The 13,368-nt window shown below is 38.5% G+C and carries 6 protein-coding genes; 2 read left to right on the top strand and 4 right to left on the bottom strand.

Going from position 1 to position 13,368, the window contains the following annotated elements:
• Nucleotides 1-149 precede the first annotated feature (149 nt).
• The 3 genes from BLR53_RS05565 to BLR53_RS05555 form a co-directional block, all read right to left on the bottom strand.
• Nucleotides 150-2,438, bottom strand: a complete 2,289-nt coding sequence (locus BLR53_RS05565) for a GH92 family glycosyl hydrolase (RefSeq protein ID WP_074587885.1) — start codon at nt 2,436-2,438, stop codon at nt 150-152.
• A gap of 12 nt (nt 2,439-2,450) precedes the next feature.
• The gene (locus BLR53_RS05560; RefSeq protein WP_037439512.1) at nt 2,451-3,335 is read right to left on the bottom strand and encodes an ROK family protein; all 885 of its coding nucleotides are present in this window, start codon (nt 3,333-3,335) and stop codon (nt 2,451-2,453) included.
• Nucleotides 3,336-3,411: 76 nt separating this feature from the next.
• Nucleotides 3,412-4,830: a glycoside hydrolase family 125 protein gene (locus BLR53_RS05555; protein ID WP_037439514.1), complete on the bottom strand. Its 1,419-nt coding sequence runs from the start codon at nt 4,828-4,830 to the stop codon at nt 3,412-3,414.
• Between the two features lie 644 nt (nt 4,831-5,474).
• Between BLR53_RS05555 and BLR53_RS05550 the strand changes: the two genes are divergently transcribed.
• Entirely contained in the window at nt 5,475-8,672 is a 3,198-nt protein-coding gene (locus tag BLR53_RS05550) for a SusC/RagA family TonB-linked outer membrane protein (protein WP_143007830.1), read from the top strand.
• Between the two features lie 29 nt (nt 8,673-8,701).
• Nucleotides 8,702-10,237, top strand: a complete 1,536-nt coding sequence (locus BLR53_RS05545) for a RagB/SusD family nutrient uptake outer membrane protein (protein ID WP_074587880.1) — start codon at nt 8,702-8,704, stop codon at nt 10,235-10,237.
• A gap of 307 nt (nt 10,238-10,544) precedes the next feature.
• On the opposite strand, the gene BLR53_RS05540 is transcribed toward BLR53_RS05545, so the two are convergent.
• Nucleotides 10,545-12,974, bottom strand: a complete 2,430-nt coding sequence (locus BLR53_RS05540; protein WP_083332014.1) for an outer membrane beta-barrel family protein — start codon at nt 12,972-12,974, stop codon at nt 10,545-10,547.
• Nucleotides 12,975-13,368 lie beyond the last annotated feature (394 nt).

The following is a 13,368-nucleotide window of genomic DNA, read 5'->3' as shown; positions in this document are numbered from 1 at the left end:
CTATTAAAAGATCATCTCATAAAATTGGAGTATGCAGAATAATATAAAACAGGTTAAATAGAAAGAGCCCGGTAAAATACCGGGCTCTCGTAAAAAAACAATTTTGTGATCATTCCAATTTTTGGGATTCACACCAGCATATATTCTTCTTATTTTTTCTCTGTAGAGAATGAATAAGGGAAATCGGCTGGATTAGTACCTCTTTTTTTATCTGGCTGATTAGTCATGTTAAAATTAAGCACTGCTCCTTTTTGTAAATCTGAATGGCTTAACCAGTTTTTGCTGTAGTTTTTACCGTTGATCTGTAAAGATTTTACATATCTGTTTGCATCGCTGTTTTCTGGAGCCTGGATAACAATTTCTTTTCCATTTTCCAGTTTTAAAGTAACTTTCTTAAATAAAGGAGCACCTAAAACATACTGATCTACAGCAGGTGTTACCGGATAGAATCCCATTGCTGAGAACACATACCATGCAGATGTCTGACCATTATCTTCATCTCCGCAATATCCGTCTGGAGTAGCCTGGTACATTCTATTCATCGTTTCTCTCACCCAGTGCTGAGTCTTCCAGGGAGCACCGCCGTAGTTGTACAGGTAAATCATATGCTGAATCGGCTGATTACCATGTGCATATTGTCCCATATTAGCAATCTGCATTTCTCTGATTTCATGGATTACTCCACCATAAGCGCTTTCATCAAAAACAGGTGGCATAGTGAATACTGAGTCTAGTTTTTCAACAAACTTCTCATTTCCACCCATTAATTTAGACAGACCGGCGATATCATGGAATACAGACCAGGTATAGTGCCAGCTATTACCTTCTGTAAAAGCACCACCCCATTTGAACGGGCTGAAAGGTGTCTGGAAACTACCATCTTTATTTTTGCCTCTCATCAGACCAGATGCCGGATCAAACAAGTTTTTATAATTCATACTGCGTTTCGCATAGATCCCGATTTCACTTTCTGGTTTGCCTAATGCACGGCCCAGTTGATAAATTGCAAAGTCGTCATAAGCATATTCTAATGTCTTGGCCGCATTTTCATTTACCTTTACATCGTATGGTACATAACCTAATTTGTTATAGTACTCAACACCGTCACGACCTACTGCTTCCATCGGCCCGGCATTGTTTGCGCCATGTACTACTGCATCCCATAATGTATTGATATCATAACCTCTCATACCTTTAATATAGGCATCACTCACTACTGAAGCGGAGTTATTTCCAACCATGATATTAGCATATCCCGGACTGCTCCACTCTGGCAACCAGCCACCTTCTTTATAGGCATTAACTAACCCTTCCTGCATTTCCTTATTGATCGAAGGATAAACCAGGTTCAAGAATGGATACAACGCACGGAAAGTATCCCAGAATCCCGTTCCTGCAAACATATAACCTGGGAGCGTTTTCCCATTGTACGGACTCCAGTGAACAACTTCATTCTTTGCATTGATTTCATACAATTTGTTTGGAAAAAAAAGTGTTCTGTACAAGCATGAATAAAATGTACGTGCCTGATCAATTGTACCACCTTCTACTTGTATCTTACCTAAAGCCTCATTCCATTTTGACTTAGCTTTTTGTTTAGTCTGCTCGAAATTATCGCCGGCAAGCTCACGTTTAAGATTAATTTCGGCCTGTTCAAAACTAATAAATGACGAAGCAATTTTAGCAGTTACCTGTTCTCCTTTTTTAGTCTTGAAGCCAATCACAGCACCTGTATGATCGCTTTCCAGTTCAAGTCCATCTTTCAACTTCTTATCTGACCAGGTTTTCGAAAGTGCAAAGTCTTTATCGAAATAGATTACAAAGTAATTTTTAAAATTCTTAGGTAGCGGTCCTCTTGCATATTTGGTTGTATAACCAATGATTTTACGCTCATTAGGCAGAATCTTAATATAAGAACCTTTATTTAATGCGTCTACAACGACAAAAGAGCTGTCTGTCTTAGGAAAAGTAAAACGAAACTGAGCAGCACGTTCTGTTGGCGTAATTTCAGTTGTTACGTCTGCATCTGCCAGGTATACGCTGTAGTAATATGGTTTTGAAGTTTCCGATTTATGGCTGAACCAGCTCGCTCTGGAATCTTCGTCAAATTTCAACTTTCCTGTCACCGGCATAATAGCGAACTGACCGTAATCGTTCATCCATGGCGAGGGTTGGTGTGTTTGTTTAAATCCGCGTATTTTATCGGCGTCATAGGTATAGGCCCAGCCATTCCCCATTTTACCTGTTTGTGGTGTCCAAAGGTTCATTCCCCAAGGCACGGCCACTGCTGGATAGGTATTTCCATTGGACAAGTCCGGCTTAGACTGACTTCCCATTAGTGGATTAACCAGTTCTACAGGGTCATTTATCTTCCCTGTTAACTGAGCAAATGCACAGGTACTGCCTAAAAGCAGCATCATACTTAGAATTTTCTTCATGGTTTTAAATTGTCAAAGTTTATGTTTCGGTTTCATTTCCCAACAACTAGCTGCCCCGATTAACGAAGCATCTTCTTTCAGCTTAGCCGGCAACACTTCTGTGTGTAAGCCATGGCTACGCAGTACGGCCTCCAGATATGGTACAAATCGTTTGTAAGCATTTGCAATATTCCCCCCCAGAATTACAGCTTCGGGTTCCCATTTGCGGATAAGTGGCACAAGAAATTCTGCCAGGTTTTCTCCAAATTCCTGGAAGATCTGTCCCGCAAACTGATCTGGGTGCGCTGTACTGTTTAAAGGCTTTACACCACTGATTTTCTTTCCACTTAAAGCTTCATAACGGGCTTCAAACCAACGTGTAGATAGGTAATCTTCGGCAATTCCTGTTTTAAATGGTGTATTCCAAAGCGCGGCATCGGTCGCAATACCGCCAATACTCCTGGCGGCCCCTAAGCCGGTTCCAAGTGTAAGTCCTATGATATCTTGTTTTCCATCTGCAGTTCCGCTAAAAATTTCTCCTTGAAGAAACCCGGCTGCATCATTTATAAAACTGATTTGTTCTTCCGCTATATTTAAATGTGTAGCTATTTCTGCTTTAACATTATGCAGGTATAGGTTTCGGAACTTTTCCTGATCTTTAATCAATGAGATTCCATTTTCATAATCAAAAGGTCCCGGCATCGCTATCGCCACTAACCTTTCTTGAGCCGGGATATCTCTGAGTACCTCATTCATTAGTCCACACCAGGATTCCAGAATCACATCAGCTGCCTGGACGGAATTAACGTCTTTTCTTTTTATTGTTCCTGCGACAAGCATCCGGTCATTGAGATCAATCAGTGCTGCTGTTATATGCGAACCCCCGATATCTACCCCTAATGCTAATGTGTTTTTCATTAATTTTTAATGTATAAAGTTATATATGGTTCCTGATAAAGCCGTTTCAGGCTTCATCAGGAACTTGTGTTTCTTTTTAAGCCTTTAAAAGCTCAGGCATTTCGTGGAAAGTCTTCCACAATAATTCGCCAAACAGGGTGTTTGACCAGGCAAACCAGGACCTTGTAAAGTTCGCTGGATCATCTTTATGAAATGATTCATGCATAAAGCCTTTCCCGCCATGAGTTTTTTGCAACATTTCAATACAGTGTTTTATTTCTGTTTTGTCTTTTGAGGTTAAAGCACGTATCGTAATACTCATTGGCCAGATCATGTCCTGCCCTGCATGTGGTCCACCAATACCTTCTGCTGCAGTACCTTTAAAGAAATATGGGTTAGCTTTAGAAAGAACAAATTTTCTGGTATTCTGATAAACAACATCTCCATCTTCCACCGCACCAAGATAAGGTAGTGAAAGCAGGCTTGGAACATTGGAGTCGTCCATAATGTATGACCCACCGAAACCGTCAACCTCAAAGGCATAAATTTTACCAAATTCCGGATGCTCTACTACTGCATGTTTCTGTATCGCAGCCTGAACTTCGGCAGCTAAAGCAAGCAGATCTGACTGGAGCTGCTGGTCAGGTTGTAAAACACTGATCATTTCTGCAGCTTGTTTAAGCGAAATAACAGCAAAGAAATTTGATGGAATCAGGAAAGGGAAAATTGTAGCATCATCACTTGGGCGGAATGCCGAAACAATTAGGCCTACAGGATTCACTGGGAAACCGTAACCGGCCATTGGTAAACTATCTGTCGGGTGTTGCGTAACGCGCTGGAAATGGTAAGGCCCTTTATCTTCTTTACGTTGCTGTTCTTTAAAAACCTGAAGTATACTCTTTATTGAGTTTTTCCAATCAGCGTTAAAAGGGGCTGTATCACCCGTCTTTTTCCAATAGTGAAAAGCTAAACGAATAGGATAACATAAAGAATCTATTTCCCACTTTCTTTCATGAATGCCTGGTTTCATATCAGTTTTATCGGTACTCCATTCTCCAACTTTCTGCGGATCACCATAAAATGCATTTGCATATGGGTCTTTAAGAATACACTTAGTCTGATGATTGATGACGCCGGCAATCAGATTTTTTAAGGCTTTATCTTCTCCTGCAAATTGAAGATACGGCCATACCTGGGCAGAGCTATCTCTCAACCACATCGCATCAATGTCGCCGGTAATTACGTACGTATCGGGTTTACCGTTAATTTCTTTATAAAAAACTGTCGTATCCAAAGTGTTTGGAAAACAATTTTCAAATAACCAGCTTAACTCAGGATTTTTAACTTTAGACTGAAATGTGCGTATGGCCGCTTCGACAGATTTACTCTGGAAATTACGCTTTGCAGGTGCTGTACGTACTATAGGAAATGCTGGTGCGGCAGCAAATGACACTTTTGAAGCAAGAATTCCGGCACCGAGAATCCCGCTATTTCTAAGAAACACTCTTCTTTTCATTGGTTTATTTGGTTGTAATTTTCAAAATTCAAGGAATTATTCAATAATACCCGTTAAATATTTTTTTGAATAAAACCGGTATTTTAACTCATCTGTTATCGCTGACAACATCTATTGTTAAAACGATTTAGTTGCCTAAAGTAGAAAATTATTTATCAAAACTGAATAATCATATTATAAAGTTTGTAACAAATCTAGCTAAAAGGTTTTAAATGGCTATTCTGACTGAAAGCAATTGACACAAAAAAGTTGCGCATAAAATCCAGATGTTAAAAAAATAATTTTGATATTCATATTGTGTTTGCTATAATTGAATAACGAAATTAAGCTTGCATAAATAATTGTTAATTCAATTTCAAACCAAATATATCTGATTATGCCTCATTCAGTTACTCTACAGCCCCTTTCAAGCGGCAAAAACACATCCGGCTTTTTAATTTTTCAATTATAGATTCTAATTTATTTATTTTAAATGTACTTAGCAAGCAGTTAAATTTGTGAACAAAAGCTAAAACGGTTTAGTGTTAACCCCTCAAAATCAACAATTTCATTACTGACAGCAAGTAAACAAAAGCCCCTTTTTGTCAGCCGAATAATGTGCACTGATCTGCACAAATCATATCCACTAACCAAAATAAATCTTTATGAATATTAAACGTTTACTCTGTACAGGGATTCCTGTTCTCCTATTGATGAACAATCAGGTTTTTGCATCGTCTGCAGTAAAATCTGAGCTTAGCTTCTCGGCGATAAGTTCCGCTTATTTCCAGGGATCGCAACAGCAAATCCGCATCTCGGGTACTGTACTCGATGAAAACTCCCAACCAATTCCTGGTGTCGGGATCAAATCTAAATCTGGTAAAACAACTGTTACCGACGGTAATGGTAAATTTACGATCGACGTAACTTCTGCTACAGAACAATTAACCTTTACATTTATGGGTTATACGCCTCAGACAAGAGCAGCCGGTTCCGGAAGTTCACCACTGAGTGTTAAACTCGTTCCTGCTGAGGGTGTAAATCTTGACGATGTTGTCGTAGTTGGTTATGGTACAAGAAGAAAATCTGACGTTACCGGTGCTGTAGGTTCGGTAAAACTGGAACAACTTCAGGAACGTCCTGCTGCTTCCTTAAACCAGGCATTAGCTGGTCGGATCTCAGGTGTTCAAGTGAATACCAACTCAGGCCGTCCAGGTGGACAAACTAGTATCCGTATCCGTGGTTTTAGTTCAATTAGTTCATCAAACAACCCTCTTTACGTTATTGATGGTGTTATCCTTCCAGTCGGAACGCAAACTCAAAGAAGTAATGCAATCGACTTTTTAAATCCAGGAGATATCGAATCTGTTGAAGTCCTTAAAGATGCGTCATCCATTGCAATATATGGTGCCAGAGGTGCAAATGGTGTTATCTTAATCACTACGAAAAAAGGATCATCTGCTGGTAGCAGAATCACTTATGACGTCGATTTCAGTGTACCTACAATCGGACCGAAAAGAGTAGAAATGTTAAATGCTAAGGAATACATCGATACCGAAAATCTGGCATATGACAATGCTAAAATTTATGACCCTGCTGGATGGGCTGCCGGTAACTATGTTGACCCAAGAATCAAAAGGAAATCTCTTCCTTTATTATTTGATGCAAGTGGAAACCCACTCTACGACACGGATTGGTTTAAAGAGTCTACACAAAGCAAACTTTCTCAAAATCATCAATTAGGTTTTACAGGTGGAAACACGGAAACTACTTATGGTATTTTCCTTAACTACCGTGAAGACAATGGTTTGTTAAAGGGCTCATATCTAAAACGTTATTCAGGCCGTTTCAACGTAGAAAGCCAGGTTAAATCATGGATGAAAGTCGGAGGTAGCTTAACTTATACAAATCAGGAAGAAAACCTGGTTGATATAGGAACTGGTGGTTTAAATGCCGTTAGGATGATCACGGAGAGTTTCCCATTCTTACCAGTTAAATATCCAGATGGAACCTGGGCAGACAACCAAAATTATCCTGGTGCTGAAGGAGGATCTAACCCAGTACATATTTTGAATGACAGGCAATATATCCTTCAAACCCAGAATGCTCTTGCAAACGTCTATGCAAACATCAACCTGGCTGAAGGTTTGGAATTCCGAAGTGTTTTGGGTGCTAACGTTGTAACGCGTGGTAGAAACGAATATAATGCACGTAGTCTGTACGGCATTGCATTCGATCAAAAAGGTACATCATATCTTGACAACAACCGAGAAAGCTACTGGTCATTTGAAAATTACCTGACTTACAACAAGAAAGTTGGTAAAGATCATAATTTCACCGGATTATTAGGTTTATCATGGCAAGAAACCAATGTCTTCGGGTTTGGTGCCGGCGGTGAGAACTTCTCAACAGATTATTTTGAGTATAATAACCTTGGAGCTGCAAGTAAACCGCTCCCAGGTACGTCAAGAAGATCTAGCTTTGCATTTAATTCTTATTTCGGAAGGTTAAACTACACCTTCAAAGAGAAATATTTACTGACTGCAACTGGACGGGTCGATGGTTCGTCTAAATTTGGTGAAAATCACAAATATGCCTTCTTCCCTTCTGCAGCGGTAGCGTGGAAAGTCTCAGAAGAAGATTTCATCAAAGGCAGCAGCACAGTGTCTAATTTAAAACTAAGAGCCAGTTATGGAGTTACCGGTAACTCCGAAGTAAATCCTTACACTTCGCTGTCACTATTAGGTACAGCAGATTATGCCGCAATTATCGATAATACACGTATTGGTGGTATTGGTACTAATCGTTTGGCTAACCCGGATTTAAAATGGGAAAAAACTGCTCAGTCTGATATTGGTATAGAATTAGGTTTGTTCCAAAACAGAGTTAATATAGAAGCTGATGTTTATTACAGAAAAACAACTGATATGTTATTAGCTGCGCCAGTTGCCTTGTCAAGCGGATATGCTACAATTACCAAAAATATCGGTAGCATGGAAAATAAAGGACTTGAATTTGCAATTAACACTGTAAATATTTCTAATGAGAACTTCACGTGGAATACTAGTTTTAATATCTCCATGAACAGAAATAAAGTTCTATCATTGGCAACTCCTGCAGATATTTTCGGTGTAGGTAATCCTGGATTCACAAATGAAACTGGTATTATCCGAGTAGGAGAAGCTGTAGGATCATTCTGGGGACTTACGCGTTTAGGTACGTGGAGTGAAAGCGAAAGAGCTGAAGCAGCTAAATACAATTACCGTGGTGGTAAAACAGTACAGCCTGGTGACGTGAAATACCTGGATGTAAACGGTGATTACCAGATTAATGATGATGATCGTAGGATTATCGGTAATGGAAGTCCTAAAGGATGGGGTTCATTCTCCAACTCGTTTAAATATAAAAACCTGGATCTGACTGTTGACATTCAGTATTCTTATGGTAATGATGTATTGGATATGAGTACACACTCTGCTGAAGACCGTGTTGGTATCGCAAATAGTTATAAAAGTGTATTGAATGCATGGACTCCAACTAATCAAAATACGCCAATCGCAGCAATTCGTGATACAAGAGCTGGTTATGTAACTAACGTTGATAGCCGCTGGGTACAGGATGGATCATTTATCCGTGGTAGAAACGCAGTATTAGGATATAGTTTCCCTGCAGAAGTAGTTAAAAGAATGAAATTAAGTCGTCTGAGAATTTATACCAGCGTTCAGAATTTCTTCCTTGCTACTAAATACAGAGGGAACGATCCTGAAGTTACTACCTATGACAATGCTTTTGCACAAGGTCAGACTTTCTTTGATTACCCTAAGCCTACCACCTTTTTGTTAGGATTAAACATTGGTTTATAATTACATAGTGGATTATTAAATTTATTATCATGAGATTAAATATAAAATATACACGTACACTCATATTACTCGCTGTGATTGTACTTGGAGGAAGTTGTAAAAAATTCCTTGACGAGCAGGATCCGTCAAACTTAACACCTGACACCTATTATACTATTCCTGAGCATGCTGAGGCAGCTGTTGCTGCTGCGTATGCACAAACTCGTTTCATAGGTGGTGGAGCTGGTATATTTGCTGCCAACTTCTCCATGCTGGAATTGGTAACCGGTACAGCTAAAACGGAAACAGGCCAGAATTCAGACATTAATAATCTCGTTGGTTTGTCTTATACCGGTGATAATTTATTGGTTAGAAACTGGTGGACAGGTTTATATAGAGTTATTGCGCAAACGAATCTTGTTCTTGATAAAGTTCCAGGGATTAACCCGATGGACGCGACCCGTAAAAATCAGATCCTTTCTGAAGCTAAATTCTTACGTGCCTGGTCATATTTCTATCTGGTGAGGTTATACGGAGATGTTCCATTAATAACAGCACCTCAAAGTGCTACATCTGAAAATTTCTTACCAACAAGGACTTCTTCAGAAGAAGTGTATAAGTTAATTATACAAGACTTGAAAGAAGCAGAAGAAGGTGGCTTGCCATGGACTGATAAAAGTGGCCGTGTAAGCAAAGCAGCAGCTAAATCATTACTATCTAAGGTTTATTTGACTATGGCAGGTTTCCCACTAAGCAAAGGTGCGGAATATTACAAACTTGCAAGTGACAAAGCGTTGGACGTAATCAATAACAGCGGAATTAATTTATTTCCTAGTTATGCAGACCTTCATGATCTTTCTAAAGAAAATCAAGGTGAGCACATCTTTGAAATTCAGTATTTAGCAACAGTTGCAGGAAATCCAATGCAGCAATTATTGTTACCTAACTTTAAAGATGTATCGGCTTACAGTGATGAAGTGGGTAGTACTGTTCCGACAGTTCAATTTTACAACTCCTATGAAGCCGGAGATTTGAGAGCAAAAGATCGCGAAGGATTCTTCTACACTTCTTACTATAGTGGTGGAGATGGAGCACTGAAACAATTAAACGCTCCTTATATCTTTAAACATTTTGATATCGTAGCAAATGGAACTTTAGGTGTGAAAGGTACAACACAAGCCGATCTAAACTGGCCGCAAATCAGATATGCAGATGTATTGTTAGTGTATGCTGAAGCACAAAACCGTGCAGATGGTTCACCTAATGCAAAGGCATATGAAGCAGTCAACGCAATACGTACACGCGCTAAATTAGCTCCTGTTGCTGGCCTAAACCAAGCTCAGTTTGAGGATGCTGTTTTAAAAGAGCGCTGGCATGAACTGTGTTACGAAGGCGTAACCTGGTTTGACATGATCAGATTGAAAAAAGCATATAATGAAGCCACAAATAGTTTTGACAACTTTGTAGGACACAAATTTGCTGATAACGCATCTGTTGTATTGGGAGAAAAACATTTATTGTTTCCACTTCCAACAGTTGAATATCGTAACAATCCAAACCTGAGACCTCAGAATCCTGGATATTAATCCCTGATTTTGTTCTATAAAAGGGCCGTTCAAATTGGACGGCCCTTTTTGCTTTACCGGGGTTTTCTTCTTGTTAATTACCATTCTTAATGAATACTATTACTTACAACTCCATTAGCTTAAGATGGTTACTTTTCGAAAGTATCATCGTGCTTTCTTTAATTAGACGTGTAAGGTCTCTTTTCTTTTAGAAATATACGATGTGCTCACGGTATGATAAACCAGGTCAAAAAAGAACCCCTGCCTAAATCAGACAGGGGTTTTCTCTTTAGTGTAGCCCTAAAAAGATAATTTATTAGATATAAGACTATGTTCCTGACTTGCTTGAGCTTTTTACGTCATCGTTGTTAATACTACGCTGGTTCTTTTTAATGGCATCCTTTAGCTTGCCGAACTTCCAGTTCAGACTGGCATTAAAATTCCGGTTATAATTCTGGTACTTCATAGTCTGAACGAAGTTCGCACCTTCGGTAGTTCTGGTGAAATATCTGTATTTAGTGAATGGGTTATTAATTCCTGCTGATAATGTAAGTTTGTCTTTAATTATTTCTTTACTTCCACTTAATGACATATAATAGTTGGAACTTGAGCTACCCTGTAGCTGTACCCATGGCGCACTGTAACTGAAACTTGCGTTTGCTTTCCAGGTATTCGCAAATTTATAGCCTGTATTTACATAGCCATATCCGGTAACGCCTTCATTTTGGGTTATTTTCCCATTAATTGTCCCCTCCAACCAGGTGTATCCAAAATTACCATTCATACTTATATTCCATTTCGGTGTAATCGGGAAATTGATATTAATATTGCTGGTCAACGCTTTATTTTTACCTATATTTTCAAATGTCGAACGTGTTATCTGATCTGCCTCATTATAAATCGAGATTGATTGTATCGTATTATTAGCATAATTATAATTCACACCAATATTGATATTCCCTTTTTTAAATCTGCTGTAAGTCAATTCGAAATTATTGCTGACCACCGCTTCCAGGTTGGGGTTTCCCGTAGATTCGAAATTCGGTACGGAACGGTCAACGAATGGATTCAGATTTTCAATACCAGGTCTCTCAATCCTTTGCGTAAATCCAAAATTCATATTACTCATGTCTTTAAATTTGTGACTCATGGATAAGGTCGGTATAACGTTAAAATAATCGGAATTGACATTGGTACCTGCGCTTGTGAAATTAGCTTTTACAAAAGTTCCTTCTGCACGTACACCGGCTTTGAAACTCCATTTATCGAGATTTAAGGCGTAAGAATTATAAAAGCCTATTACATCCTGGTTATTGTCGAACTTATTGGTGCGTTCCGGATCAACATTAAATCCTCCCGTACCCTGATCCTGTACCAAGTATTCATAATTACTATTATTATCTCTCAGAATTCCCTTAATACCGCCCTCGATATTTACTTTCTTCACCGGGTGTACATAATCAAGCTGTAAGGTTTGCTCTCTAGACTTACTTTCGTTGTGCTGTTTGTAATCCGGCTCTAAAAAGTTCTGTCTGTTCATAAATGTCAATGCATTATCCTGAGGATTTGAATTATCTGTGTATTTATAAGAAAAGGTAAGTAACCTGCTCTTATCGCTTTTGAATCCAAGTTGATAATTTACAGTAGCATCGAATCCGGACCATCTGTATTTATTTTTCCCTATAATATCATAAGAGCTATTCTGCTGGTTCCCGGTTAATGAAATACGTTGGTCATTCGAGGAATTATTGTAACCACTATAAGGATTTAGTTCTGCTGTGATTAAATTAAGTGTGTCAATCTCATAACTAATTTCTGCCCCCCCATATCTAAAATTGTTATCAAAATTTCTGGAGCCAATATTACTCAGTTGTGTCGGATCTTCACCTGTGGTTGTTCTATTAGTTTCACTAAATACGTTTGGAGAACTGTAAAACCCGGTTCCTCCATAACCAGTAATCCCCAGTTTATTTTGTTTGACGGTAAAATACGTCCCGATTGACGGTCCCCCTACCGGTCCTTGATGTCTGAGGTTTAAACTTCCATTATATCCATTATCAATCTTTTTAGTTGTAATAATATTAATGATCCCAGCTAACCCTTCACTGTCATATTTGGCAGGTGGTGTAGTGATAACTTCTATTTTTTGAATCGAACTGGCGGGCATACTCCTTAATACATCTTTAGGGCTTCTGGCGATCATTCCAGAAGGCTTACCATTAATGAGTATTTTAAAGTTGCCACTACCTTTTAATTGAATGTTATCTTCGGCATCTAAAGAAAGTAATGGCACCTTACGCATCATATCTAATGCTGTCATAATCTTCGCCTCCGGATCTGCCTGTATATCGTAAATAATTCTATCTGATTCTTGTTTAATTATAGGGCGGTCTGCTGTTACTGAAACCTCTTTAAGGTCATTAGATTGACCAACAATAAATATTCGGCCTAAATTAATATCCTTAGCAGATGCAGTGATTTCTACAGGGAAATTCTTCGGGGCATACCCTACCGCTATTGCCGTGACGACATATTTACCGGAAGAAATTTCTTTGAAATTAAATTCACCGGTTGCTTCTACAATTACTGATTTAAGTACGGTATTTTCTTTTTTCAGCGCGATGGTCATATACTCAATAGGTTTCTTAGTAACTGAGTCCATAACAAAGCCACGTATTACTCCTTGTTTTTCTTGCGCATAAGCAACATAGCTCAACAAACAAGAAAAAATGATCATACAGGTTAGATTTTTCATCATAAATTTGGTTCTTTATCATCAGACACATTTTGTCCCGGTATGTTGCATCAATAAATACATTATTTCTATTGTAATGAAAATGTTATATCATTATTATACAAAAAAGAAAAAATCAATCCATTACACTCGAAATAAATATAGCCTAATCGACTGAAATACAATCGATAAATAGACAAATTGACATATCAAATCATTTAAATAATTACACCATTTCAGTTTAATAACTTAAATTAATATCAAAACACGATTGCAAGTATTGGTCACATTATGGAATTCAAATCCTGGCCGCTTTAAAATTTAATGCCGTATAAAAATCATTGATAAACGTATTTAATAATGGCTGAAATTTTCGAGATTTATTTGCGTTAATTTGTAATCCTCCCCACGAGAGGGG

This window comes from Pedobacter antarcticus (assembly GCF_900103515.1).
GTDB lineage: Bacteria > Bacteroidota > Bacteroidia > Sphingobacteriales > Sphingobacteriaceae > Pedobacter > Pedobacter antarcticus.
Note: the sequence above shows the minus strand (reverse complement) of the source record. Positions and strands in the feature narration are given on the sequence as shown.